General features: G+C 72.2%; 19 protein-coding genes. 8 read left to right on the top strand and 11 right to left on the bottom strand.

Features of this window, described 5'->3' with window-relative positions; translation table 11 throughout:
* Positions 1–107 precede the first annotated feature (107 nt).
* Complete coding sequence (locus AC07B0_RS02805) at positions 108–1,715, top strand: sensor histidine kinase (protein WP_469381988.1); 1,608 nt, start codon at positions 108–110, stop codon at positions 1,713–1,715.
* Complete coding sequence (locus tag AC07B0_RS02800) at positions 1,712–2,905, top strand: PP2C family protein-serine/threonine phosphatase (RefSeq protein WP_356871406.1); 1,194 nt, start codon at positions 1,712–1,714, stop codon at positions 2,903–2,905. Before AC07B0_RS02805 ends, AC07B0_RS02800 begins: the two co-directional genes overlap by 4 nt.
* A 217-nt stretch (positions 2,906–3,122) precedes the next feature.
* On the opposite strand, the gene AC07B0_RS02795 is transcribed toward AC07B0_RS02800, so the two are convergent.
* From AC07B0_RS02795 to AC07B0_RS02785, 3 genes are all read right to left on the bottom strand, one after another.
* The gene (locus tag AC07B0_RS02795; protein ID WP_478896360.1) at positions 3,123–5,114 is read right to left on the bottom strand and encodes an ATP-binding protein; all 1,992 of its coding nucleotides are present in this window, start codon (positions 5,112–5,114) and stop codon (positions 3,123–3,125) included.
* A gap of 179 nt (positions 5,115–5,293) precedes the next feature.
* On the bottom strand, positions 5,294–5,686 hold the full coding sequence (locus AC07B0_RS02790) for a nuclear transport factor 2 family protein (protein ID WP_356875199.1): 393 nt from the start codon (positions 5,684–5,686) through the stop codon (positions 5,294–5,296).
* Between the two features lie 201 nt (positions 5,687–5,887).
* Positions 5,888–6,262 (bottom strand): VOC family protein, encoded by a 375-nt coding sequence (locus AC07B0_RS02785; RefSeq protein ID WP_478896359.1) that lies wholly within the window; start codon positions 6,260–6,262, stop codon positions 5,888–5,890.
* Positions 6,263–6,530: 268 nt separating this feature from the next.
* On the opposite strand from AC07B0_RS02785, the gene AC07B0_RS02780 reads away from it, so the two are divergent.
* Positions 6,531–7,745, top strand: coding sequence for a hypothetical protein (locus AC07B0_RS02780; RefSeq protein ID WP_478896357.1), 1,215 nt, complete (start codon positions 6,531–6,533; stop codon positions 7,743–7,745).
* Between the two features lie 163 nt (positions 7,746–7,908).
* Here the strand turns inward: AC07B0_RS02780 and AC07B0_RS02775 are convergent, their stop codons facing one another.
* Together AC07B0_RS02775 and AC07B0_RS02770 are read right to left on the bottom strand one after the other, a co-directional pair.
* A complete protein-coding gene (locus tag AC07B0_RS02775; RefSeq protein ID WP_478896356.1) occupies positions 7,909–8,313 on the bottom strand; it encodes an aggregation-promoting factor C-terminal-like domain-containing protein in 405 nt (134 codons plus the stop codon).
* 336 nt (positions 8,314–8,649) lie between these two features.
* The gene (locus AC07B0_RS02770; protein WP_478896354.1) at positions 8,650–10,269 is read right to left on the bottom strand and encodes a Rossmann-fold NAD(P)-binding domain-containing protein; all 1,620 of its coding nucleotides are present in this window, start codon (positions 10,267–10,269) and stop codon (positions 8,650–8,652) included.
* A 348-nt stretch (positions 10,270–10,617) separates the two neighbouring features.
* Between AC07B0_RS02770 and AC07B0_RS02765 the strand changes: the two genes are divergently transcribed.
* A complete protein-coding gene (locus AC07B0_RS02765) occupies positions 10,618–11,118 on the top strand; it encodes a cupin domain-containing protein (protein WP_467297660.1) in 501 nt (166 codons plus the stop codon).
* A 143-nt stretch (positions 11,119–11,261) separates the two neighbouring features.
* Here AC07B0_RS02765 and AC07B0_RS02760 read toward each other — a convergent pair whose 3' ends face one another.
* Positions 11,262–11,996, bottom strand: a complete 735-nt coding sequence (locus AC07B0_RS02760; RefSeq protein ID WP_478864795.1) for an NPP1 family protein — start codon at positions 11,994–11,996, stop codon at positions 11,262–11,264.
* A gap of 238 nt (positions 11,997–12,234) precedes the next feature.
* Entirely contained in the window at positions 12,235–14,223 is a 1,989-nt protein-coding gene (locus tag AC07B0_RS02755) for a CASTOR/POLLUX-related putative ion channel (RefSeq protein ID WP_478896352.1), read from the bottom strand.
* Between the two features lie 344 nt (positions 14,224–14,567).
* On the opposite strand from AC07B0_RS02755, the gene AC07B0_RS02750 reads away from it, so the two are divergent.
* Positions 14,568–15,995 (top strand): lamin tail domain-containing protein, encoded by a 1,428-nt coding sequence (locus AC07B0_RS02750; protein WP_478896351.1) that lies wholly within the window; start codon positions 14,568–14,570, stop codon positions 15,993–15,995.
* Positions 15,996–16,056: 61 nt separating this feature from the next.
* On the opposite strand, the gene cutA is transcribed toward AC07B0_RS02750, so the two are convergent.
* A complete protein-coding gene (cutA, locus tag AC07B0_RS02745; RefSeq protein WP_469384499.1) occupies positions 16,057–16,380 on the bottom strand; it encodes a divalent-cation tolerance protein CutA in 324 nt (107 codons plus the stop codon).
* A gap of 79 nt (positions 16,381–16,459) precedes the next feature.
* Entirely contained in the window at positions 16,460–17,050 is a 591-nt protein-coding gene (locus tag AC07B0_RS02740) for a hypothetical protein (protein WP_469384501.1), read from the bottom strand.
* Positions 17,051–17,186: 136 nt separating this feature from the next.
* Between AC07B0_RS02740 and AC07B0_RS02735 the strand changes: the two genes are divergently transcribed.
* From AC07B0_RS02735 to AC07B0_RS02725, 3 genes are all read left to right on the top strand, one after another.
* Positions 17,187–17,864, top strand: a complete 678-nt coding sequence (locus AC07B0_RS02735; protein ID WP_356875177.1) for a response regulator transcription factor — start codon at positions 17,187–17,189, stop codon at positions 17,862–17,864.
* A gap of 166 nt (positions 17,865–18,030) precedes the next feature.
* Positions 18,031–19,419 carry a sensor histidine kinase gene (locus AC07B0_RS02730; RefSeq protein WP_478896702.1) on the top strand — a complete coding sequence of 463 codons (1,389 nt, stop codon included), beginning with the start codon at positions 18,031–18,033 and terminating at the stop codon, positions 19,417–19,419.
* A gap of 142 nt (positions 19,420–19,561) precedes the next feature.
* Positions 19,562–20,581, top strand: a complete 1,020-nt coding sequence (locus AC07B0_RS02725; protein ID WP_478896349.1) for a glycoside hydrolase family 26 protein — start codon at positions 19,562–19,564, stop codon at positions 20,579–20,581.
* On the opposite strand, the gene AC07B0_RS02720 is transcribed toward AC07B0_RS02725, so the two are convergent.
* Both AC07B0_RS02720 and AC07B0_RS02715 read right to left on the bottom strand, forming a co-directional pair.
* Positions 20,559–22,901, bottom strand: coding sequence for a GAF domain-containing SpoIIE family protein phosphatase (locus AC07B0_RS02720; RefSeq protein WP_478896347.1), 2,343 nt, complete (start codon positions 22,899–22,901; stop codon positions 20,559–20,561). The genes AC07B0_RS02725 and AC07B0_RS02720 overlap by 23 nt on opposite strands.
* On the bottom strand, positions 22,894–26,338 hold a 3,445-nt coding region (locus tag AC07B0_RS02715), incomplete at its 5' end, for a HAMP domain-containing protein (protein ID WP_478896346.1). The genes AC07B0_RS02715 and AC07B0_RS02720, both read right to left, overlap by 8 nt.

Below are 26,338 nucleotides of genomic sequence, written 5' to 3'. Positions count from 1 at the left end.
CCTTAGGCGCCCCGGGGAACCTGGACAACAACGGTTGTCGGAACCCCTTTAGAGTATGCACGCCCGCGCTCTTTCAAAGGCGGCCGACTCGACGAGGAGTTCACAGGATGAACGGCGATCAGGAGCGCCCGCGCTCACGGAGGCTCGCCGCGTGGACGACCCGCCGCTGGCTGCGGGTGGGTGTGGCCGCCTCCCTGGTGGTCCTGACCCTGCTGGGGGCGACGGGAGCCTGGGTGCTGGGCCGGACGGCCTCGATCAGCGAAGAACTCGTGGACGTGAGGTCCCCCGCGCTGACGAGCGCGATCCGGCTGGAAGCGGCCGTACTGAACCAGGAGACCGGGATCCGCGGGTACGGGCTCACCGGCACCTCCGAGTTCATCGCCCCCTACCGGGCGGGGCTCGCGGAGCAGGAAACGGACATCTCGCGGCTGTCGGAGCTGCTGCAGGGCGATAAGGCCGCCCTGGAGGACCTCGCGGCCGTACAGAAGGCTCTGGAGCGGTGGCAGGACCGGATCGCCCGGCCCGTCGCGGCCTCGCCGCCCGGATCCCCCTCGCCCTTGGCGACGGAACGCGCCGCCGAGGGGAAGACCGCCTTCGACGAGCTCCGTACGGCCATGACCGCCCAGCAGGACCGGCTGCGGGCGGAGCGGGCCCGGTCGCGGGAGGACCTGCTGGCCACGATGTCGCTGCGCAACGGGGTGTTCACGGCCATCGCCGTACTCATCCTCGCGCTCGCGGCCCTGATCTTCGAGGGTCTGCGCCGGGGCATCACCATGCCGCTCGAACAGCTCGGTGCGGATGCCCGTACGGTGGCCGGGGGCGACTTCGACCATCCCATCGCGGAGACCGGTCCCGCGGACCTGCGCCGCCTCGGCAGCGAGATCGACTTCATGCGGCGGCGCCTCGTACGGGAACTGGCCTTCGCCGAGGAGGCACGGCTGCGCCTGGACGCACAGGCCGCCGACCTCCAGCGGTCCAACGCCGAGCTGGAGCAGTTCGCCTACGTGGCCTCCCACGACCTGCAGGAGCCGCTGCGCAAGGTGTCCAGCTTCACGCAGCTCCTCCAGCGGCGCTACGGCGGCCAGCTCGACGCCAAGGCCGACCAGTACATCGACTTCGCGGTCGACGGCGCGAACCGCATGCAGACCCTCATCAACGACCTCCTCGCCTTCTCCCGGGTCGGCCGGGTCCACAACACCCACCAGAGCCTCGATCTCGACAAGGTGCTGAAGCAGACCCTGTCCGCGCTCAGCGTCGGCATCGACGAGGCCGGGGCGACGATCACCCACGACCCGCTGCCGACGCTCGTCGCGGACCCGACGCAATTGGGCATGCTCTGGCAGAACCTGATCGGCAACGCGGTCAAGTTCCGCCGCCCCGGCCAGGCGCCCGAGATCCACGTCACCGCGGCCCCCGAAGGCGACCTGTGGCGCTTCACGGTGACCGACAACGGCATCGGGATCGACCCGGAGTACGCCGACAAGGTGTTCGTCATCTTCCAGCGGCTGCACACCAAGGACACCTACTCCGGCAGCGGAATCGGTCTGGCGATGTGCAAGAAGATCGTCGAGTTCCACGGCGGCACGATCGGCGTCGACACCGAGTACGACGAAGGCACGCGCATCACCTTCACCCTGGCGCCCGAGCCTCCGCCGAGCCCCGGTCCCTCGCCGCTGCCGGAGGCGAGCCGCGCGGACGCGGGGGCCAATCCGTGACCGCCACCACGCCGGTCGCACAGGACGCGGCCACCGCCGAACCCCTGTACCGGGTCCTGCTGGTCGAGGACGACCGGGGCGACGCGCTGCTCGTCGAGGAGCTCCTGCACGACACGGGGCTGCGGTTCGAGCTGACCACCCGTCCCACCCTGGCCGAGGCCCGCACCGAGCTGACCACCCGCACGATCGACTGCGTGCTGCTCGACCTGCACCTGCCGGACGTGTCGGGAACCGACGCCGTCACCACCGTCCGCGGTCTGGCTCCGCACACCGCGGTGATCGTCCTGACCGGCCTGTCCGAGACGCAGGCGGGCTCCGAGGCGATGGCCTCCGGGGCCCAGGACTACCTGGTCAAGGGCAAGGTCGACGCGGACCTGCTGCGCCGCACGGTGCGCTACGCCGTCTACCGCAGCCAGACCGAGCGTGCCGCGGCGCAGGCCCAGTCGGCCCGGCTGCGCGCGCAGGAGAACGCCCGCCTGGAACGCGGGCTGCTGCCCCAGCCCATGCTCGACACCTCCACCGTCACCGTGACCACCCGCTACCTCCCCGGTGCGGAACTGGCCCTGCTCGGCGGGGACTTCCTGGACGTCGTCGAAGGCGAGGACGGGCTGCTGCACGCCGTCGTCGGGGACGTCAGCGGGCACGGCCCCGACGCGGCGGCCCTCGGCGTCTGCCTGCGCATCGCCTGGCGCTCGCTCGTGCTGGGCGGACACCGCGGCACCGACCTGCTCCGCCTCATGGAGCGTCTGCTCGTCGCCGAGCGCGGCGCCCAGCCCCTGTTCGCCACGTGCACGCTGCTCACCCTCGACCAGCGGTCCGCCACCGGCACGTTCCACCTGGCCGGGCACCACGAGCCCCTGCTCACGACCCCGGACGGGACCCGTGAGGTGGCCGCCGCACACGGCATCGCGCTGGGCCTCGTCCCGGGACAGCGCGACTGGCCCGCCACGGTCGTGCCGCTCCCGGAGGCCGGAGCCCTCACCCTGTACACCGACGGCCTGACCGAAGGGCACAACGGCGAAGCCGGCGGCAGGCTCGGCGCCGAAGGGCTGCTGCCCCTCATCAACCGTCTGCCGTCGGCGGACCCCGCGGCGCACCTGGACAGTCTCATCCGGGAGACCAGGGCCCTCAACGCCGGCCGGCACACCGACGACGTGGCCGTGCTCCGGCTCGACTGGAAACCGCGCTAGGGCCTGTCGTCAAACTCCCGTCGTCGCCCGGAGGGCGGCCCTGCGGCGTCTGGTGCGTGCTCTCGGTGCGCCGGGCGGAAGCCCGCGTACTGGACGTACTTGGCTTTCGCCCGGTGCGGCGAGAGCGCGTGCCAGGCGTCGCGGGGCAGACGGGAGTTTGACGACAGGCCCTAGTGCCGTGGCCGGAAAGGTTTGCCGGGTCGCGGGTCCCGGGCGGCTACCGGGGGCCGTGCAGCTCCTGCTGCCACAGGGCCTCGCAGAGCAGGTCGAGTCCCTGGCGCAGGTGGCGACGGTAGGTGCCGTACGGAAGGCCCAGGCGGCGGGCGGCGGCTTCCTGGGTGGGCGCACCGGAGAAGTGGCCCCCCATCAGGGCCTCTCGGGCCCGCACTCCGCGCGGGTCGCGGGCGAGGTCGTCGACGGCCCGGTGCAGGAGGGCGCGGAGTTCGGCCACCGGCTGGGGGAGGTCGGCGGCGAGCCGGGTCCGCAGCAGGCCGCAGGCGGCGAAGGCGCGCTCGTCCCGCCAGTGTGCCAGGGCCTCGCGCACGGCCTGGTCGAACCCGGTGCGCGAGAGGGGCGACGGCCCGGACGGGGCCGGCTCGTCGGTGGTCGATATGAACCGCTGGAGCCATGCCTCGACGGATATGCGGCGCCAGTCGACGCTGAACAGTCCGTAGGTGTGGGCGCCGACGCGCGGCCGGGCCCCCGTGTCGGCGAGGGAGCCCTTGACGCGCTCGGCCCAGGTTTCCGCGTCCTGCCAGGCGGCGAAGCCGTACGCGCGGCCGCGGGCCCGGGCCGCCTCCGCCTGGGCGCGTGAGCTGCTCAGGTCGATGACCCGCGAGGGGACCTGGTACCGCTCGGGGTAGACGGAGAACCGGCTGATGCCGATGTGCTCGCCGGGGCTCACCGGTACGGAGGTGTCGGTGTACCGCCAGGCCGCGGCCACGACGGGATCGGTGGCCAGGTCCTGGGGGTCGGGAGGGGCCGGCAGGACGAGCCGGGCGGTGAACGCCACGATCCGGCCCGTGTTCACCAGGCGGTAGACGCTGAAGGCCTGGGGCTGGCGCCGCGCCCAGTAGCGGACGATGTCCGCGGAGGCGGGTCCTTCGGATTCCTCGGCCATGCGCAGCACGGCGTCGAGGTCGTCCGGGTGCAGGGGCCGGTCGTGGACCTCGTCCTCGCGCGACCACGTCCGCACCCGGGTGAGGGACTCCGCCTCCCGGAAGAGGTAGAAGAGCTCGTCGGTGACGGTCCACACGCGCTCGTCGGGTGCCTCGCGCAGCAGGCGCAGGTACTCGTCCGCCAGACGGCGGCGCATCGTCTCGAACGCGTTGGGTGCCCGCCAGCGCAGGTCGGCGGCCAGCGTCTCGCGTGCGGCGTCGTGCGGGTGGAGTCCCCGGTGCGTGGACTCCATGAAGGGCAGGTCCCGCAGCCAGGAGAAGAGCAGGTGGGCGTCCTCGTCGGGCAGTACCGCGGCGAGGAGTTCCTCGGACGTCGAATGGGCCTGCGCCGCCACCTCCAGGGCGCGGCGGTGGGCCGCCGTGGGTACCTCTCCGATCAGCCCCGCCAGCAGGATGCGCAGGACGTCCGCCGAGGGGGCCCAGATCTCCTCGCGGCCGCAGCCCTCCGATCCCGTGGCGGCCGCCAGCGACAGGGCCAGCGGGTTGCCTCCGGCGAAGCGGAGCACCCGGTCGCGCAGTTCCGGCCGGATCCCCGCCGCGACCAGCAGGCTCCGCGCCTGTTCCTCGGAGAACGCCCCCAGTTCGGTGACGTGCAGGAGCGGCGACCAGGCGGGGTCGGCGGTCCACTGCGGTTGCGGTGCGCGCCGGCCGGCCAGGACGACCAGGGTGTCGTTCGCGGCGCGGGGCAGGAAGTGGTGCCACAGCCAGCTTTCCAGCCACTGGCAGTGCTCGAAGGAGTCCACGAGCAGCACGGTGCCGGGGACGTCCAGGAAGGGGCCGGCGGCGCGCTCGAAATCGGCGGGGTCCCGGTTCACGAACCGGCCGTCGAGTTCGACGAGCAGTCGGCCCGCCGTGCGGGCACGGTCCGCCAGGCGTCGCAGCAGCGTCGACTTGCCGATGCCGCCGGGGCCGCACACGTAGAACGCGAACGGCGCCTGGGGATCGCCCGCCAGGGCCCGGTCGAAGCGTTCGAGTTCGTCGTCCCTGCCGACGAAGGCCCGTACCCGCGCTCGGCTGAGTCTTTCTCCCACGGACACCATGGCGGCTTCCCCCTCGTTCCGGCACCGGACTGCCGATCCCGCGGACAGCTCCGAGCGGGCTGGTCGGTGCCGCGCCGGGTGGGAGGAGGTGCCGCGTCGGGCACTCCGGGGGCCGGTCCGCCGCCGGAGTGGCTACGTCGTGGCAGATCCTAACCGAGGCCCTGTTCCGGTCACTTGACGAGACCGAGGTTCTCGTCTTCCGGCTCGCCGGTGATCAGGAGCGTGGTCTCCTCGACGCGCTGGAAGCGGCCGTCGGGGGCGAGCTGGGCGAAGAGGTAGACCTCGGTGCGGGAGGTGCCTCCGTTGTGCTGGGTGAGGGTGACGCTGTGGCGGTCGGCGTACCGGAGGCCGTCGCGCAGTTCGTCGTGGACCTCTATGTGTCCGCTGCGGATCAGGGAGCGGAGGCGGGTGATGTGCTGGGTGAAGGCGGTCCGGTCGCTCCACACGCCGTTGGTGCGCTGGCGGTAGTCGGAGGTGAAGTGCCGGTCGAGGGCTTCGGCCAGGTCATTTCCCGGAGTGAACAGCAGGTCGGTGATCGCTCGGGTGATGCTGGTCGCTGTCATCGTCGTCTTCGCCTCGGAGAGTGGGGATGCGGGGAGGCTCCGGCGACTGGGAGCCGGCACGCCCCTCGGACAGAACGGCATGACGAACGGCGGCGATGTCGCATCGCCCCACACTCCCCCGACCGCTGGCCATAGGTTAACAACCGTTCGCCGATGGGCAATTGCCGGATCCCACGGGTTCGACGTCCCGCCGGTTCCGGGTCAGTGGAGGCAGAGGCAGAACGGGTGGCCCGCCGGGTCCGCGTAGACCCGCCAGTTGGCTTCCGGGCGGATCTGGTCCGTCCGCTCCAGCACGGTCGCGCCGAGGGCGAGCGCCCGCTCCTCTTCCCCTTCGAGGTCGTCCACGTCGAAATCCAGGTGGATCTGCTGCGGGTGCCGCTGGCCGGGCCATTCGGGCGGCCGGTAGCCGTCCACCCGCTGGCAGGCCAGTGGCGTTCCCTCGAACCCGCGCACCTCGACCCAGTCGGGTTCTTCCGGGTCCGCGACCACCTTGCCGCCGAGCAGATCCGCGTAGAACCGCGCGAGCCGCACCGGATCGGCGCAGTCCAGCGCCACAGCCTGCAACTTTCGAATCACTGCCGCCGCTCCTTCAGTCCTCGGTCACTTCCGTCCCGTCCTGTACGGGAGGCGTCTTCCCCGCCGCCGCAGCGGGCATGCGCCGGGACCTGCCCGGCCGGGCTCGATCCGGCCCCCGGGCCGGGCGATGTCGAACACCGGCCCGCACCCGCGTCAGCGCGACCCCCCCCTGCTTCCCCAACGCGTTGCGTCACGCGCGTCGCCGCGGGCGCGGCCGCCCGTTCGATGGTGGGCGCAGCCGCCCGACGGCGCCGAGTAGCATCCCCGGATGCCGAAGACGATCGAGACGCTGACGCCCGGAGCCGGGCGGACCGACACCGCGGGCCTGCGCGCGTACGACCCGGACCCCGTCGCGCGGTGCGCGGCCGATGCGGCACAACCGTGGTGGCGCCGCAAGGCCTGCGTGGAGGCGCTGGCCGGGCGGGTGCCGGAGGGGCACGTGGCCGAGCTGATCGCTTGTGTCCAGGACGCCGGCCAGTCGGGCTCGGTGCGCATCGCCCTGCTGGAGCTCCTCGCGGACCGGCCGGAGCTGCTGCCTTGGCTGCGGCACGAGGACCGGCTCCAGGAGAGCGCGTACGGCATGCCCGAGGCGATCCTCAAGGCCCGGGGCGCGCTCGGCGACCGTACGTCGGCGGAGGCCCTGGCGACGCTGGCCTTCAGCCCGTGGGGGCACCGGCAGGTGATCGGCGAGGCCGGGCTGGACGCACTGGCCGCCCGGTACGGGGTCGAGGCGGTGCTCGCCGATCTCGGCGGGGCCCGGCCCGAGGACCGGGCCTTCGGGGTCCGGATGCGGCACCGCGCCGGGGAGGACGTCACGGACGCGCTCGCCGACCCCGATCGGGGCGTCGCCCACCTCGCCGTGACCCTCCTGGCCGATCCGGAACGGCTGCGCGGCTACCTCACCGAGGCGCCGACGGAAGAGGCGAAACTGTGGGCCGCCTACGCGCTGTACCGCCTGACCCATGACACCGCCGAGACCCGCAGGGTGTACGAGGCACTGGGACGGCCCCGCGTCGAGGTGGCCGGCCTGGACGAGGAGCTGCGCGCGGCGATCGTCCACGAGTACGGGCACGGGTGCGCGGAGCGCAGCGATCCGCGGTGGCGGATCGAGGCGCTGTGCACCGAGCCGCCCTCCGGTACCGACGCGGCCGAGCGGACCTCGCGGGCCGTGACCGCGCTCACCGCGGCGGGGCTCACGCCGAAGCCGCCGGTCTCCTGCGGAGAGGCCCACCACCAGGGCGACGGTACGTACGACGTGATCGGCTACGGCGCGTGCGGCGGCGAGGTGCTCGTCAGCACGCTCGGCCGCTTCGCCACCGATCACGACGACGATCCCGCCGTGCGCCGCGCCCTCGAATCGGCGGGCTTCCGCTGGATCGACCAGAGCGTCGGTGCGATCCGGGTCACCGGCCTGGGGGTGTACTACTTCGGGCGTCGCGACCCGTTGGACATCCAGACGCTGCTGTTCTACTGGCAGGACTGAGCCGCCGGCAGGACTGAGCCGCCCCCGCCAGGGCGGGCCCTGCTCGCCGGACCGCTTGCGGGTGACCCGCGGATCGGCATCCGGCGTCCCGGGTACGCGAAGACGCCCGGCGGGGGTGTCCCGGCCGGGCGTCTCGCGATGTGTTCTCGGGTCCGCTGGTGGCTCAGTACCAGTGGTGGGTCTGCCAGAAGTTCCAGGCGCCGACGGGGCTGCCGTAGCGGGAGTTCATGTAGTCCAGGCCCCACTTGATCTGGGTGGCCGGGTTGGTCTTCCAGTCCGAACCGGCCGACGACATCTTCGAGGCCGGCAGGGCCTGGACCAGGCCGTAGGCGCCCGAGGAGGAGTTCGTGGCGGTGTGGTTCCAGCCGCTCTCACGGGAAACGATGTTGTTGAACGCCGCGAACTGCGCCGGGTCCTTGATCATCTGCTGGGCGATCGCCTTGGCGCTCGTCGGGGCCGCCTGGGCGGGAACCGTGGCGAGCATCGAACCGGCGACGCCGAGGGCGACGACGGCACCCGCGAGGGTCTTCTTCGAAGCGGCGATGCGGCGGATGACAGCGTTCGACACGAGGAAACCTTCCACAGGGAACAAGGGCGGTCGCGGCATGCCGAAGGCATGCGTGATCCCTTCACGCGGTGGAGAGGGGTTCGTCAGCGGCAGGTGAGTGAAGCGCCCGGGCCGCCCGGCGACACATCCAGTTCTACCGACCCCCCACCCCCCTGGCAACGAGCCCGCTTACTACCCGCCTTCGCAGCCGGGGACCCCCGGCCCGCCGGCGGGGTGCGGGCCGGAGCCCCGGGCACGGGGCACCGTACCGGCCCGCGAGGCCTACTACCCCGGGTCGTATGTGACGTGGGTCCTATGGGGCGGCTCACCCCCGAGCCGCCCGAATCTCACCGAACGTCACTGCTCGTACCCCTCTGCGGGGCCCGGCCGTGCGGCCGGGTCGGAACCGGCCGGGGATCCGGGGCCGTAGCGCTCGTAGTAGTCGTGGAGGAGCCCCGACGCGTCCAGGACCGCGTCGGCCCAGGCCGGATCGAGCCCGGGTGGGGCGGGGCGGGTGGCGAGGGCGCAGGCGCCGGTGAGCATGCCCGCGTAGACGAGGTCGGAGTGGAGGTTGCTGATGCTGTCGGTCTCGTGGAAGTTGACGGGGCGGCCTCCGGCCAGGACGGTCACGTCCACACCCCCCGGAAGTGCGTGGGTGCGGTAGGCGGGGTGGGTCACGGGCCGGGCCGCCGGCTCCTGCGTGGCGGCGGCTTCGAGTGCGGGGAGGTCGAACTCGATGTCGCGGCTGCTGACGCTCGCGAGGTAGACCGAGCGCCTGAGGGCCGCGTACTCGCGGGTCGACATGCTGGTGCGTCCGGTGACCCCGAAGACGAGCAGGGGCTCGTGCCGGGTCAGCAGGGGACCGAGTGCGCGCGCGGTGGTGTAGCCGCTCTCGTGGGCCTCGATGAGGTGGAGGATGTCGGCGTCGTACACGGCGACCCGCATGCGGCGCTGGGTGAGGAGGGCCGCGATGTGGGCGCCGACGTTGCCGTACCCGATGACCAGTGCGGGCTGTCCCTCGATCTTCAGCGCGGGCAGCAGTTCCAGGGCCGTGGTGACGGCCTTCTCCGCGATCCAGTACGACTCGATGCGGCCCTTGAGCCGGGACTGGGCCACCGAGAAGACCGGGAAGGGCAGCTCCTCCTCGCGGCCCTGGAGCTTGTAGATCCCGGACATGGTCTGTTCCACCACGCCCGCCCAGTCTCCGACCGCGGATCCCGGCACGGCCCCGTGGCGGCCCTGGTCCAGGAGCGCGGGTACGACGTAGCCCCCGTCGTCCAGGGCCAGGCAGCGCAAGCCCTTGCTCCGGGCGCGGGCGGTGTGCTCCGCGACCGCTCGGGCGTCCGTCGCGTCGGTGACGTGTACGCCGAGTGCGTCGAGGTGGCCGTGGACCCGGTGGCGCCACTGGTAGGCGTAGTCCTTGCGCAGGACCGTCATGGCGTCCAGCGGGGCACCCAGCTCGGCCAGGCAGGCGACGAGATGGACGAGATCGGTCAGGAAGTGGCCGGTGACCAGGACCGCGAAGCCCGCGAGCGGCTTCCCTTCGCGCAGCCGGTCGACGGCAGCGCTCATGAGCGGCAGTTCGCCCGCGACCCGTTCCGATTCCTGTACGGAAAGGGGCTGGCGGTGCCAGATCTCGGCCCAGCGGTCCAGGGAGTCCTCCGGCCGCGACGCGGCACTGCCCGAAAGGCGCAGGGTGAGGCGCAGCAGGGACGTTCCCGCGGTGTCGCGGCGCATCTCGGTGGAGACGAACATCGCCGCGTGGAGGTCCGGCGCGAGCTGCACCGTGAGTTCACCCGCGCTCTGGCCCAGGACGGCGTGCGGGCCGACGGCGTCGCACAGGCGGCGGGCCGCACGGTGCAGGAGGTGCGGGCCGTCACCGGGGGCGGCGACGACGTCGACCGTGGTCGCCGTGAAGGAGGACGGGGCCGTCGCGGGCAACGGAACGTGGTGGTGGTCCGGACGTCGGGTGGTCACGGTGGTGAATCCTCGATCCGTCGGCGTTGAATTTCGATCCGTTGTACAGGGAGGCATCGTCCGCCGCAACGAAACTCCCGTGATGCACGTGCAGGGGAATAGGGATTCTCGCGCAGACTTCGACCATATTTCCCTTTACACGTCGCTGACCTGCTCTTCTCCACCGGATCGATCAAGACGAAAAGGCGGGCTCGGGAACCGGATGCTTGAATTCCGGCAGGTCGTACGGTCGAAGGCACCGGATTCCGGCCGTCCCGCACCATAGGGTTCATCCGACGGGCCGGAAACCGTTACGGCCTCCGACTCGAATTCATCCGGACCGGATATCGAGCGAGAGAAAGAGGACACGTGCTCACAGCACACGACTGGATCGACGCCCTCGGCCTGGAAGCACACGTGGAGGGCGGGTACTTCCGGCGGACCTTCCAGGCCGACCACCGCCCCCCGATCCGGACGGCCCGCGGCGACCGCTACACCCTGACCTCCATCCAGTACCTGCTCACGCACTGGTCACCGATCGGGCACTGGCACCTCAACGAGTCCGACATCCTGCACTTCCACCACCACGGCGAACCGGTCACCTATCACCTGCTCCACCCGGACGGCCGGCACACCACCGCGGTCCTCGGCCAGGACCCGGGCCAGGGGCAGTCCCTCACCCTCCCCGTACCCGGAGGCGTGTGGAAGGCCTCCCACCTCACCTCCGGGGACCACGCCCTGATCAGCGAAGCCGTCGCGCCCGGATTCGACTACGCCGACATGACCCTCGGCGAGACCCAGGACCTGCTGCACCGCTTCCCCGGACACGCCGATCTCGTACACCGCTACTGCCGGCCGTCTTCGGAGTAGTACGCCCGCGAGGAGTTCCGCCCGGGGACGGTTCCGCCCGGGGACGGTTCCGCCCGGGGACGGTTCCGCCCGGGGACGGTTCCGCCCGGGGACGGTTTCGCCCGGGGACGGTTTCGCCCGGGGACGGTTTCGCCCGGGTCCGGCTAGAGGTTCGGGTCGAAGGGGATTCCGGCCGGCTTGGCCTCGGCCAGATGGGAGGCGAAGGAGCCGTCCTTCAGGCCGAAGTGCGCGCTGCCGAAATCGGCCTGGGTCAGCTTGTCCCGCAAGCCGGGAGGGTAGCCGTTCCACCCGATGAGCGCGGGGAACTGCCAGGCGCCCTCGTGGTTCTCGGGCGGTTCGTCGTTGCTGTTCGCCGCGCGGAAGCAGTGGGTGCTGACGCCGTCCTTGTGGTAGACGATCTTGGGATGGGTTCCGTCCCAGCGGATCTGGTCGCGTGCGTGGACGACGAAGTCGCCGTGGGCCGAAGTCGCCACGTACTTGGCCTCGTTGCCCTGGATCCACACCACCACGTGCTCCCAGTCGTGGCGGTGACCTCCGAGGCTGATCCCGGGTATGGCCTGGTCCTTCTCGAAGTACAGGGCGTACGCCACGGCACACCAGCCGTTGTTGCACTTCCAACGGGAGTAGCCGTTGGTGTTGTCGAGGTCCGAGGCGTCCCGGCAGCTTCCGTTGAGGGCGCCGGTGGGTTTGAGTCCGGCGTTCAGCACGCCGGTCGGGCCTATGGCCGGTGTCGGGTAACAGCCGTCGGTGTCGTAGTCGTAGGCCGGCTGGAAGGTCAGCTCGATCGCTTCGGCCTGGGCGGGCAGGGCCGGGGGCGGTGCGGCGAAGGCCGGCTGGGCCACCCCTACGACGAGTGCGAGGGCGGCGCCTGCGACCACGAACGATCTCCGCGTGCGACGGTACGTCCGCAAGGTACGCCTCCTGGTCGGTCGGGTGCGGTCGGGTGGGCGGACGGGCCTCGACCCGTGCCGAAATCCGAACGCCCGGAGCATCATTCGCGAAGGAGGCCCAACCGGCAAGGATTCCGACAGCCCCTCCCCTTCCCCGGCCGCACCGTGGACGGCCTTGCGCACAGGTGGAGTTGACGATCGGTGCCCCAGGGTCCCGGGAACCGGGTCATCGATCCCCGGCCCGTTCCGCCACGCGGACGTCGGGCTGCGCGGGGAAGGGCACGGAGCAGCGCGGGCCGGCCGCCAGCAGGATCACCGCGTCCGCGGGCCCGAAGCACACCGACTCGCGCTTGTCCGGGTTGATCCGTACACCGTGCGCGGAGTCGTCCGGCCCGTCCGGGTGCGAGCGGAACCCGATGACGCAGTGCCCCCGGCGGCGCCCGGCCTCCACCACGGTCGCGTAGCCGACGGGCCGCCCGGTCACGACGTAGTCGTGGGCCGGACGCAGGTGCAGGGTGTGTCCGGTGGACGCGAACAGGCTGTCGAAGACCGCCGCGAGGTGTCCGTCCTCCGCGATCTGCGTCATCAGGAGGCTGATCAGACGGCTGCCGACGATGAAGTCGGCGCCGTCCCGGGCGGGTGCGAGGAGCCGGTTGCGGTCGTCGGCCATCTCCGTCACGACGGCCAGTTCCTGTCCCGCCGCCTCCTCCAGGTCCCGCAGGTGCAGCAGTGTCACCAGGGTCCCGTCGTCACCGCCGCGCGGACTGCCGTACGCGGCCGGGCCGTCGTAGCCGAGGACGACGGCCCGGTCGAAGGTCAGCACGTCGAGGCCCGCCAGTACGTCCGGGTCCGTCACGTCCCCTTCGAGGACGGTGACCGGCATCCGGCGCCCCGGCACGCGGGCGCAGCGGTCCGCCTCCTGTAAGTGTTCCTCGCCCTCGGCCATCACCACCAGCAGGGATCCGTCGGGCACGCCTTCGTCGAGCTGTTCGATGATGCGCGGGGCGCGGGGGTTCCAGCCCAGGAGCAGGAACCGCTCCGGGGGCCTCGGCGCGGGCGGTGCCGCGACGATCGCCCCGTCGTCGACGGGGAGCGGCCCGTCCGCCGCGACCGCCGTGTCGTCGTCCTGGGTAATCACCACGATCCGGTCGTCGTCGCCGAGCACGCTGTCGCAGGGCGGGTTGAGCTCCACCCGCCCGTCGGAGCGCAGCAGGCCGATCACGCTGGAATCGGCGTACGCGAACAGGAGCGTGCCGAAGGAGCTTCCGGCGAGGCGGCCGGCGGGCACCGTGTAGATCTCGTGCCCGTCGAAGTCGAGCAGTTCGCGGTAGACGAGGGAGAGTCCGGGTTCGCAGGACGTCCGCGCGATCAGGCGGGCGGTGACGTCCTCGATGTTGAGGACGTGGCCGTGGGGGCCGGCGGCCAGGTCGGCGGCCCGCTTGTGCCGGCCGTCGCGGACCGCCGCGACCACGCCGGGCCGGCCCCGTCCGCGGACCGCCGCCTCCACCGCGAGCAGTGTCTTCACCACGTGGGCGTCGCCGTCCTCGCCGTCGTGGGTCAGTACCAGCACGGCGCGGGCGGTCTCCGGCGTGACCAGGGACACGATGGCGGGGTCGGTGGTCTCGCCGCTGCGGCAGATCAGCCGGGTCCGGCCCAGCCGCCCGACCGCCGTGCCGATCTCGTCCTCCATCTCGGCCTTGTCCTTGGGGCCGAGGACGGCGAGGACGGCCCGGCGCCGGTTGGCATTGGCCACGACGAGCTCGGAGACGATCGGGAACACCTGGTCGGACCAGCCGAGCAGGACGGTGTGGCCCGACTCCAGGACGGTGGAACGGCCCCGCCGGAGCGCGAGCACCTTGTCGTTCAGGCCGGTGGTGATGAGGCTGACGAGCGTCGAGACGAACAGCAGCGCCACCAGCGCCAGCACCACCGAAAGGAGCACGTACACGGGACTGCCGACGGCACCCCCGATCTTCAGGGTCTGGCCGACGCTCACCCAGACGGCCAGCATCCGGCCCGAGAGGCTGGTGGGACCGTCTTCGTCGGCCCACACCAGGGCCGCGCTGGCCGGGATGACGACGGCGAGGCACATCAGCACGAGCCAGCCGATCAGGACCGCCGTTCCGCGGGCCACGATGGTGTCGAACCAGTAGCGGGTGCGTGCCCAGGCGGGCGTGGGCCGGGCGGCTCGCGCCGGGGGTTTGGGTCCTGACAACCGGAGTTCCTCGGTCGGATGGGGTTCGGGCGCACCCTGCGGTGCGGGGCCCGGCGGCAACGGGTCGGTGCACGTGGCACTTTAACGGGGCGTCACGACCCGGAAGCGGCAGAGGGGTTAAACCCACCTGTAGCGTGAGGAACAGGACTCGCTTTCGGATTCGGGCCGGGGCGGGGGCCGGCCCGGGCGGGGGCCGGCCCGCCCCGGCGTCGTCCCGTGGAGCTGCGCAGGTGTCCGGCAATTCCGCCGCCGTTCGCGCGAGAACCCCCTGCCGGTGGCGAGCCGTTCCGCAGGCGTCGGGACCCTCGTTCCGCCCAGCCACCACTCCCCTGAGGACGGACACCATGCCCGAAGTACGCGCGCCCGAGTGGCGTCGTCGCCTCGCAATCCTCTGCGTGGCCGTCGCGGGCCCCGCTCTGGCCGCCGGGGCCGTGCTCGCGCCCGCCGCCCACGCGGCCCCGGCGGACGACATCCGCATCAACGAGGTGGTGACCACCGGCAGCGTCGACGACTCGATCGAGCTGTACAACAAGGGCACCGCGGCCGTCGACCTCTCCGGATGGATCCTGAAGGACGAGAGCAACAGCTCGAAGTACAAGATCTCCTCCGGGGTCACCCTGGCTCCCGGAGCGGTCCGCGCCTTCGACGTGCACGCCTCCTTCGGCCTGGGCTCGGCCGACAAGGCGCGCCTGTACCTGCCGGACGGCAGCACGCTGGTCGACGGTTTCACCTGGAGCGAGCACTCCGGCCCCTCGTGGTCGCGGTGCGCCGACGGCGTCGGCGCGTTCAAGGCGGCCGGGGTGACGCTCGGCGCCCCGAACGACTGCGGCGGCGGTGGCGGTGGCGGCACGCCCGTCGCCTGGCCGGGGAGCGGCTCGGTGTCCACGGCCGACGCCTCGAACGTGTTCGGCCAGGACCTCAGCGGCCTCCATCAGGAAGGGGGCGTGATGTGGGCTGCGCAGAACTCGGGGAAGCTGTGGCGCCTGCTCCCGAACGGCGCCGGCGGGTGGACCCCGGACACCGCGAACGGGTGGTCCGCCGGCAAGGCGCTGCGCTTCCCGGGCGGTGGCTCCGGCAGCCCCGACGGTGAGGGCGTGACCGTCACCGGCGCCGGCGCCGCGGGCGGTGTGTTCGTCGCCAGTGAGCGCAACAGCGCCTCCTCCGGAACCAGCCGCCTGTCGGTCCTGCGGTACGACGTCAGCGGTACGGGCACCACGCTGACGGCCACCAGGGAGTGGAACCTGACCTCCTCCCTGCCGTCGGTGGGATCCAACCTGGGCTTCGAGGGGATCACCTGGGTTCCCGACGCCTACCTGACCGGCGCGGGCTTCAAGGACGAGTCGACCGGCTCGGCCTACGACCCGAGCGGGTACGGCGCTCACACGGGCGGCGTGTTCTTCGTCGGGGTCGAGGGCACCGGGACGATCCACGGGTACGTCCTGCAGGACACGGGCACGTTCACCCGGGTCGCCTCCGTCGACAGCGGCCTGGACGGCGTCATGGAGGTGCAGTGGGAGCCGCAGGCCGCGCGTCTGTGGGCCGTCTGCGACGACACCTGCGGCGGCGCGCACCGGACCATGCGGGTCAACGCGTCCGGAGTCTTCGCCACCACCGCGGTCTACGACCGTCCCAGCGGCATGCCCGACCTCAACAACGAGGGCTTCTCGGTGTCCGGGGCCGCCGAATGCGCCGGTGGTTCCAAGCCCGTGTACTGGGCCGACGACAGCAACACCGGCGGACACGCGCTGCGCAAGGGTGCCATCGCCTGCTGACCGGCGGGCCCGCCGCGGCTCCGGCCCCGGCGGGCAGGGCCGCGGCGGCCCACGGACGGAGCTACCTGGGTGTGGTCTCCTGCACGACCCACGCCAGGAACTCCTCCGAGGCCCGCACGGCCGGCAGCAGGATCCACTGCGGCACTTCGTACGGGTGGTTCGCGTGCACCCAGGCCTCCAGCTCCGCGGCCTTCTCCTCGGTCGTCTTGAAGGAGACGCGGTACTCCCGCTCGTGCTGCACCGCGTCCTTCCACCAGTAGAAGGTCGTCATCCGCGCGTCGACGTGCGCACCGGCCGCCAGGCGGGCCTCCACCGCGGCCCGCGCGAGGCCGTACGCCTTGTCCTCGTCGTTCACGGTCGTCTGCGCGATGACGATGCTCGTCACTCTGATCCTCCTCGGTCGGATGCACCCGACCCTACCCACCGCGCGCGCGGCGCCGTCCGGTCCGGGCGAGCGGTAACTTCTACCGAGCCAGCGGGGTGTTGCCGGAGACCGTCCCGTCCGTGCCGGAGACGGTGACGGCGTGCCGGACGCCGTCCGGGCCGAGGACCACGGCCAGCCAGGCGCTGCCGCCGCCTTCCTGTGCGACGACGCGCAGGCTCTCCACCTTGCCGCCGGTCACCGCCGCCGCGGCCTTGGCGGCCGCCTCTCCGATGGCCAGGGAGGGCAGTGGCGCCGGGGCCGTCCGGGAGTCGCCGCCCCGCCCGCCCGGGGCTTCCGGCGCGCCGAACACCCGGTGCTCCTTGGGGCCCGCCGGACGGCCGGGGCCCGCGCCTTCGGCACGGCGCTCGACCGGGCCGTCGGCCCCCGGCACCGACCAGGCGAGGCGGGGACGGTCCGTCCGGTCGTGGTGGTGCTCGGCCACGGCCACGGCCGTCACCGCGCCCCCGACGACCACGACGGCCGCGCCCAGTGCCGCCCATCGGGCGCCGTTGCTCCGGGGCACCAGACGGCCCAGGGCCGTGCGCTCCCGGGGGCTGGCGGCCGGGGTCCCGTTCTCCGACGGCTCGGACGGTACGGGCTGCGCGGGCGGCGGGGTCGACGCATCAGACATACAGGTACTCCTCAGGACAACCGGGCACGTCGCCCGGCTAGGTGCCCGAGCATGCCGAGCCGATGCTGAAGCCCAGCTGAAGCCACCTGAAGACCTCTTCAGCCTGCCGCGGCCCGGGCCTGAGACCCTGTTCGGCATGCGCGTACTGGTGGTGGAGGACGAACGGCGGCTGGCCGTGGCCCTGCAACGGGGACTTCAGTCCGAGGGCTTCTCGGTGGACGTGGCCCACGACGGGCTCCAGGGCCTGTGGATGGCCTCCGAGCACGACTACGACCTGATCGTGCTCGACATCATGCTGCCCGGGCTGAACGGCTACCGCGTCTGCGCGAAGCTGCGGACGGCCGGCAACGAGTCGGGGATCCTGATGCTCACCGCGAAGGACGGCGAGTACGACGAGGCGGAGGCGCTGGACACCGGTGCCGACGACTTCCTGTCCAAACCGTTCTCCTACCTGGTCCTGGTCGCCCGGCTGCGCGCGCTCGGGCGGCGCGCGGGCGCTCGGCGCCCGCAGGTGATGCGGTGCGGCGACCTGGTGATCGATCCCGCCCGGCGGTCGTGCGCCCGCGGTGGCGCCGAGATACGCCTGACCGCCCGGGAGTTCGCGGTCCTGGAGTGCCTGGCCCGCCGCTCGGGCGAGGTGGTGCCCAAACGGGACATCCTGGAACAGGTGTGGGACAGCGCCTTCGAGGGCGATCCCAACGTCGTCGAGGTCCACGTCAGCGCCGTGCGCCGCAAGATCGACGCTCCGTTCGGCCGCGCCGCGCTGGAGACCGTACGCGGGGCCGGCTACCGGCTGGCGGCCGACGGTGGCTGAGCGTCCCCGCGTCCGCGGCCTCCGGGGCCGCGACCTGCCCGCCCGCGACCTCCCCGCCCGCGGCCTCCTCGGACACGGCCGCCTCCTGCGCCGCCGCCTGCTGGCCGGCCGCCCGGCCGCCGCCGTGCGCGCGGTCGCCGGCACGGCGCTGGAGCGGTGGCCCGGGCTGCGCCGGCTGTGGCCCACCACGGTCCGGGCCCGGGCCACCGTGGGAGCGAGTCTCGTGGTCGCCGCTGCCCTGGCGCTGGCCTCGTTCACGCTGCTCGGACTGCTGGAGGCCAATCTGCTGCGCAACGCGGAGAACGACGCGCGGCGGCAGGCCGACACGGTGGCGCAGCTCACCGCGGCCGGCCGGCTCGACCGCGTCCGGCTGACGGCCCGTGGCGTCGAATTCGTCCAGGTGGTGGGCGCCGACGGCCGTGTCCTGTTCGCCACCCCCAACCTCATCGGCGTCCCCGCGTTCCGCCCGGCGGGCCCCGGCGTACCCGGGACCCGCTTCCAGACCTGGCGGGTCCGGCCGCTGGGCGGGGACCACCGTCAGCGGGTCGTCCAGGTCATCACCGACACCCCGGACGGCCCCGCCGTCGTCTACGCCGGGGCCTCCCTGCGCGACGCGGACGCCGCCGACGACACCGCCACGGCCGCCCTGGTGATCGGCATGCCCCTGCTCCTGGCCACGGTCGCCCTGGTGACGTGGCGGGTCACCGGCCGTGCGCTGAGGCCGGTGGAGGCGATCCGGGCCGAGGTCGCGGAGATCTCCGACCGCGATCTGCACCGCCGGGTGCCGGTGCCCGCCACCCAGGACGAGGTGGCCCGTCTGGCGCAGACCATGAACGCCACCCTGGACCGGCTGGAGGCCTCCGGGGTGCGCCAGCGGCAGTTCATCGCCGACGCCTCGCACGAACTGCGCTCCCCCATCACCGTCCTGCGCACGCAGCTGGAAGTGGCCCTGGCGGTCCGGGACCCGGAGCTGTGGCCCGAGCTGATCGGCGGGGCCCTCCAGGACATCGAACGGCTCCAGCACCTCGCGTCCGACCTGCTGCTGCTCGCCCGCATCGACGCCGCCCAGCCCGTGGCCGCCGTGGAACTGGACCTGACCGCCCTGGTGGAGGAAGCCGTGGCCGCCCGGCTGGGCGACCGGGTTCCCGTACACCTGCGCCTGGACGACGGGGTGGGGATCACCGGCAGCGCCCTGTGGCTCAGCCGGGTGGTCACCAACCTCCTCGACAACGCGCAGCGGTACGCGGACCGGTGCGTGCGGGTCACCCTGCGCACCACGGGCGGCCCGGGGCCGCGCAGCGCCGTGCTGGAGGTCACCGACGACGGTCCCGGCATCCCGGCGGCCGACCGGGAGCGGGTCTTCGAGCGTTTCACCCGCCTGGACGACTCCCGTAGCCGGGATCACGGCGGTGCGGGTCTGGGTCTCGCCATCGCCCGCGACCTGTCGGCCCACCACGGCGGGACGCTGACGGCCGAGGACGCGGCGCAGGGGGCCCGCCTGGTGCTCCGGCTCCCCGTGTCGCCCGGCCACGCCGTCGCGCCGTATCGGGGGTGACGGATTTCGCCCGGTCGGGCCAAGCCGAGGCGGCCGGCGGGCACCAATGGCCCAGCATCGGGACACCGGACAGGCCGGGAGTCGGATGAGATGCCTAACGTCACTGCCAGACACATCGGTCCGCGGATCTTGTGGAGGCACCATGTCCCGTCGGAGCCGCTGGCTGGTGGGCGCCTGCACCAGTACGGTCGCCGCCGGCCTGCTCGTCACCGGGGGCGCCGTCACGGCACCGCCGCGAGAAGGTCCCCGCGGTGACGTCGCGGGCGAGGTCGCCGTGGGCGCCTATCTCCACTACGGCTCGCCCGGGGTCGAAAGGATGCAGAAGCTCTCGCAATGGCTCGGGGGCGCCGAGCTGCGCGCCGGGCACACCTACCTGCCCGGCGACACCTGGTCGAACATCGAGGGCGCACCCGATTCCCTGCGCAGCTGGGCCCGGTGGCGCAAGGCGCGGGCCGATCGGCTCTTCGTCCTGAACGTGCCCATGCTGGAGCACAACGAGGCCCGGGTCCCCGACGGCCGGGTCGCCGAGCTGCTGCGCTCCGGCGCCCGGGGCGAGTACGACCACCACTTCCAGCGGCTGGCCCGGCGGCTCGTCGGCCTCGGGGTGCCGGACACGGTCATCGTGCTGGGCTGGGAGATGAACGGCTTCGACTACACCCACCGGTGCCGGCCGGACCCGGAGAACTGGAAGAGGTACTGGCGGCGCATCGTGGCCGCCATGCGCTCGGTCGAGGGGCAGCGCTTCCGTTTCGACTTCGCCCCGAACCGCGGCGGTGACGCGATCGCCTGGACCCGGTGCTACCCCGGCGACGACGTGGTCGACGTCATCGGCATGGACAGCTACGACCAGCCGCCGGGCGGTACCTTCGACGAGTACGTCACGCAGCCCTACGGACTCCAGCGGCAGGTCGACTTCGCGAAGGCGCACGGCAAGCGGATCTCGTATCCCGAATGGGGGCTGTTCCGCAACGGCGACAACCCCGGTTACATGCGGCGCATGCTGGCGTGGATCGCCGAGCACGAGCCGCTGTACCACAGCATCACCGACTACTGCCCGCACGGTGTGTGGCAGTGCGCCCAGAACCCGCGCTCCGCACGGGTGTTCCGGGAGTCCCTGTCGCCCGACGGGCCCGGGCGGGTCAGCGCACCTGCACCCCGATGAGGCAGGTGTCGTCATCGGTGTCGGAAGCGCTGTAGGTCAGCAGGTTGTCGAGGCGCTTCTCCAGTGAGCCCCCGGACCGCGAGGCCACGGCGAGGAGCTGCGCCAGCGTGTCCGTCACGGAGACGTCCCGGCGTTCGACGAGGCCGTCGGTGTACATGAGGAGGATGTCCTCCCGCTCCAGCTGCACCTCCTCTTCCGTGAACTCCACGTCGGGCAGGGCTCCGAGCAGGAGTCCCGGGGTCAGGGGGAAGGCCAGGGCGTGGTCGCCGCGTACCAGGACGGGCGGCAGGTGGCCGGCGCGGGCCCAGCGCAGGGTGCGGGTGGCCGGGTCGTAGATTCCGCACACGGCGGTCGCGGTGAGCTGGCCGGTGAGGTGGTGGGCGACCCTGTTCAGCCAGGAGAGCAGCTGGGCGGGGCCGGCGCCGGTGACGGCGAGCCCCCGCAGGGCGTTGCGCAGGACGACCATGCCGGTCGCGGCGTGGATGCCGTGCCCGGCGACGTCCCCGACGCTGAGGAGGATCTTGTGGTCGGGCAGGACGACGGAGTCGTACCAGTCGCCGCCGACGAGGGACTGGGTTTCGGCCGGGCGGTAGCGCACGGCGATGCGGATGCCGGGGACCTCCAGCGGGGCGGGTGCGGGAGGCATGATCGCGTGCTGGAGCTGAAGGGCGAGCTTGGTGCGGTCCGCGGATTCGGCCTCGCTGTCGGCGAGCTGGTCGCGGGTGGCCGCCAGCGCGACCTCGGTCCAGTGCTGTGACGAGACGTCCTGGCAGGCTCCTCGGACGGAGTACAGGCGTCCGTGCTGGTCCAGGACGGGTTCCGCCACCATGCGGATGTGGCGGATGATGCCGTCGGCGCGCTTGAGGCGGAAGTCCACGGAGGACTCCCGGAGCGTGTGCAGCAGGGTGCGCAGGAACCGCCCGATCGAGTTGACGTCGTGGGGGTGGGCGTGGCCGGCCAGTTCCTCCAGGGGAATCGGGGAGGCCGTCGCCGGCAGGCCGAACAGGGCGTAGAGCTGGCCGTTCCAGCTGATTTCGCCGGTGTTGACGTTCTGCTCGAAGCCGCCGACCCGGCCCAGGCGCTGTGCGTGCTGGAGGAGGCTGGCGAGTCGCGCGGTCTCGTCCTCGATCTTCCAGATCAGGAGGAGGGCCGTGCCGTGCCGGGTGATGCTCACGTCGGCGACGGAGGTGAGCGGGACCTCGTCGACGACGGCCGTCAAGGTGGTGCGCGGTGCCTGGCAGGGCTCGCCGGTGGCGTACACGCGTTCCAGCTTCGAGAAGAGTCCGTCGTCCTCCGCGGCCGCGGGGTAGGCCTCCAGGAAGTGCGTACCGGTGACCATGGAGCGGGGGCGTCCGGCGGGGTCGACGAACCGGTGGTTGGTGTGGTGGATGTGGAAGTCGGCCAGCCGTCCGGCGGAGTCGAGGCGGGGCGCGAGGACCAGGACGGGGTCGTACAACTGGTCGGCCAGGTCGGCGAGTTCCGCGATGCCCGCGAGGTCCGGTGCACCGGGAGCGAGGGGTGCGGGGGCGGGGGAACCCTCTTCCAGGGTGTGGGCGCACAGTTCGGCGAGGGCTTCCAGCTGGCGCAGGATCCGGGGCTGGCGCGGCGGCGCTGATTCCGGCCAGCTCGCCTCCAGTACGCCGATGATGCGTCCGCCGGTCCCGGCGGGGACCATGACGCGCCCGCCGTTGGGGTGGTGCCGCCTTCCTATGGTGGGGATGCCCGAGTCGGCGAGGCAGTCCACGACCGTGAGTTCCCGCCTGGTCAGTGCCAGCCGTGCGCAGGTGGCCACTTCGGGCGGGACGTGGCGCCAGCGGTCGGCGTCCTGTGCGGTGAATCCGGCCTGGCCGACGAGCGCGAGTGAGGAGTCCGGTGCCACCGACCAGATCGCGACGGCCTGGGCGCCCAGGGCTCGGAGCGCGTTGTCGAGCAGGGCGGCGGCGACGGCTTGCGCGTCGGTGGCCGCGAGCACGCGGCTTTCCGCGGCCCTCAGCCGAATGGCCGGTGCCGTGTCGCCGTCGGCGGCGGGTTCTCCGTCGGCGGCCTTGAGGAACAGCTGTGCGGCCTCGCTGACGTGGTCGCGGGAGGCCTGGTTGATGACGTCGACCGCCAGGGCGAGGACGGTCACGTTCGCCCGTTCCGCCAGCTTGGCCAACTGCCGGGAGGCCTCGCCGGGGCCGCACCCCAGGCGTCCCACGAGGACGCCCTTGGCGAGTTCGACGAGGGCGCGCCCGTCGGCGGCTTCCTGGGCCTCCAGGGCCTCTTGGCGCAGCCGCTCGACGGTGGCGGCCAGCCGGCCCACCTCGGCAGAGTCAGGCACGGGGGGCTCCCGGGGCGTCCTGGGGCAGGAGCCACTGGCGGAGCCGGTCGACGAGGTCGTTCGCGTCGACGGGCTTGGTGATGTAGTCGCTCGATCCGGCGGCGATGCTCTTGTCCCGGTCGCCCGGCATGGCCTTGGCGGTGACCGAGATGATGGGCAGGTCGGCGTACTGGGGCATCCGCCGGATCTCCGCCGTCGCGGCGTAGCCGTCGAGTTCGGGCATCATGACGTCCATCAGGATCAGGTCGATGCCGGGGGTGCTCGTCAGGGATTCGATGCCCTTGCGGCCGTTCTCGGCGTGCAGGACGCGCATGCCGTGGAGTTCGAGGATGCCGCTGATGGCGTACAGGTTGCGCGGGTCGTCGTCGACGACCAGGACGGACTTGTCCGCGAGGCTGGCGTCGACCCGGGCGTGGTCCGACGGGAGCGCGCCGCCCGCGGACCGCACGAGGGGAAGGACGTCGCGCAGCCGGTCGACCGACAGGTGCAGGGTGATCCGTTCGCGCAGTTCGTCCAGGCTGGCGAGTACTTCCAGGCGCTGTCCCGTCGCGTGCCGGGCGACCTCGTCCTGAAGCTCTCCCGTCATGCGCCGGTTGTCGTGGGCGAGGACCGGCAGGGAGGCCAGGGCCGTGTCTCCGGCGAGAGCCCTGAGGAAGGTCAGGGCTTCGTCGCCGGCGCCCAGTTCGAGGACCACGCAGTGGAAGGGTGTCTGGGCGAGCATCGTGGCCGCTTCCGTCGCGGTCACGGCCGTCATGACCTCGACCCGCTCGGCCGCGTCGACGGCGGGCCGTCCGGCGATCAGGTCCGAAGCGGCGCTCTCGGCGACGAGACTGAGGAGCCCGTGGGGGCGTTCCTCGATCACCAGGAGCCGACGGGGGTGACGTTCGTCCCCGGCCGGGCCCGCGCCGGCGGCGTCGGCAGCGGAGTCCTCGACGGATCCGGGCGGGCTCACCTCCGCGGGGGCCCCCGCGTTCTGCTCGGGGACGTCGGTGTCCCCCGAGACGGGCAGGTACAGCGTGAACGTCGACCCCACGCCGGGTGAGCTGGTCGCCGTGACGGCGCCGCCGAGGAGCCGGGCGATCTCCCGGGTGATGGACAGGCCCAGGCCCGTACCTCCGTACTTGCGGCTGGTCGTGCCGTCGGCCTGCTGGAACGCGGCGAAGATCACCTCCAGCTGCTCCTCGGCGATGCCGATGCCCGTGTCGGCGACCTTGAAGGCCACCACCGATCCGGAGCGCTCCAGTTCCGGGGGGAGCTCGGCGGCGTGCGCCGGCTCGATCCGGACCTGGACCCGGCCGCTCTCGGTGAACTTCACCGCGTTGGACAGCAGGTTGCGCAGGATCTGCTGGAGCCTCGCGTCATCGGTGAGCAGGTCCACCGGCACGCCCGGGGCGGTCACGATGTCGAATTCGAGGCCCTTTTGGGTGGTCAGCGGGCGGAAGGAGGCTTCCACGTAGGCGAGGAGGTTCTTGAGGGACACCCGCTCCGGGTTGATGTCCATCTTGCCCGCCTCGACCTTCGACAGGTCGAGGATGTCGTTGATCAGCTGGAGGAGGTCGGAGCCGGCGGAGTGGATGATGCCGGCGTATTCGACCTGCTTCGGGGTCAGGTTGCGGCCGGGATTCTGGGAGAGCAGCTGGGCGAGGATCAGCAGGCTGTTGAGCGGGGTGCGCAGTTCGTGGCTCATGTTGGCCAGGAATTCCGACTTGTACTTCGAGGCCAGGGACAACTGCTGGGCCCGGTCCTCCAGTTCCTGGCGCGCCTGCTCGATCTCCAGGTTCTTCGTCTCGATGTCCCGGTTCTGCGTGGCGAGGAGGGCGGCCTTCTCCTCCAGTTCGGCGTTGGACCGCTGGAGCTCGTCCTGCTGGACCTGCAGCTGTTCCGAGCGGGCCTGCAGCTCGCCGGTGAGGCGCTGGGACTCGCCGAGGAGTTCGTCGGTGCGGGCGTTGGCGACGATGGTGCTGACGTTGACGCCGACCGTCTCCATCAGGCGGCCGAGGAAGTCGCGGTGCACGGGCGTGAACGACGTGAAGGACGCGAGCTCGATCACGCCGAGGACCTGGTCCTCGACGAGGATGGGCAGGACGATCAGGTTGGCCGGAGCCGCGCCGCCCAGCCCGGACGAGATCAGGTAACCGGGCGGTACGTTCTCGGTGCTGAGGATGCGCCGGCTGCGGGCGGCCTGGCCCACCAGGGTCTCGCCGCTGCGCACCCGCCGGGCGGCCGGGCTGCCGGCGGGCCGGCCGAAGGACCCGATCAGGGTGAGCCAGGTCTCCCCGTCGGTTTCCTCGGCGAGGTAGAAGGCTCCGTAGCTGGCTTCGACCAGGGGGGTCAGTTCGTCCATGACGAGTTCGGCGACGACCGCCAGGTCACGGTGGCCCTGCATCAGGCCGGAGATCTGCGCCAGGTTCGACTTGAGCCAGTCCTGTACCTGATTGGCGCGGGTCGTCTCGCGGAGCGAGCCGACCATGGAGTTGATGTTGTCCTTGAGCTCGGCGACCTCGCCGGAGGCGTCCACGGTGATCGAGCGGGTGAGGTCGCCCTCGGCGACCGCGCTGGCCACTTCGGCGATCGCGCGGACCTGCCGGGTCAGGTTGCCGGCGAGTTCGTTGACGTTCTCGGTCAGCCGCTTCCAGGTGCCGGAGACGCCTTCGACCTCGGCCTGGCCGCCGAGGCGGCCCTCGCTGCCGACCTCGCGGGCCACGCGCGTGACCTCGGCGGCGAAGGAGGACAGCTGGTCGACCATCGTGTTGATGGTCGTCTTCAGCTCCAGGATCTCGCCGCGGGCGTCGACGTCGATCTTCTTCGACAGGTCGCCGTTGGCGACCGCCGTGGTGACGAGGGCGATGTTGCGGACCTGACCGGTGAGGTTGTTCGCCATGGAGTTGACGTTGTCGGTGAGGTCCTTCCAGGTCCCGGCGACGTTCGGGACGCGGGCCTGGCCGCCGAGCCGGCCCTCGGTACCGACCTCCCTCGCGACGCGCGTGACCTCGTCCGCGAACGCGGACAGGGTGTCGACCATCGTGTTGATGACGCCGGCCAGCGCCGCGACCTCGCCCTTGGCCTCGACCGTGATCTTCTGCGAGAGGTCACCGCGGGCCACGGCCGTGGCCACCTGGGCGATGGAGCGCACCTGTCCGGTCAGGTTGGACGCCATCACGTTGACGTTGTCCGTCAGGTCCTTCCAGGTGCCGGACACCCCGCGGACGGTGGCCTGACCCCCGAGGTTGCCCTCGGTACCGACCTCGCGGGCCACGCGCGTGACCTCGTCGGCGAACGCGGAGAGCTGGTCGACCATCGTGTTGATGGTCTCCTTCAGCTCCAGGATCTCGCCCCGGGCGTCGACGCGGATCTTCTGCGACAGGTCGCCCTGCGCCACCGCGGTGGTCACCTCCGCGATGGAACGGACCTGCGCGGTGAGGTTGTCGGCCATGAAG

This window comes from Streptomyces sp. NPDC044704, assembly GCF_056433525.1.
Note: the sequence above shows the minus strand (reverse complement) of the source record. Positions and strands in the feature narration are given on the sequence as shown.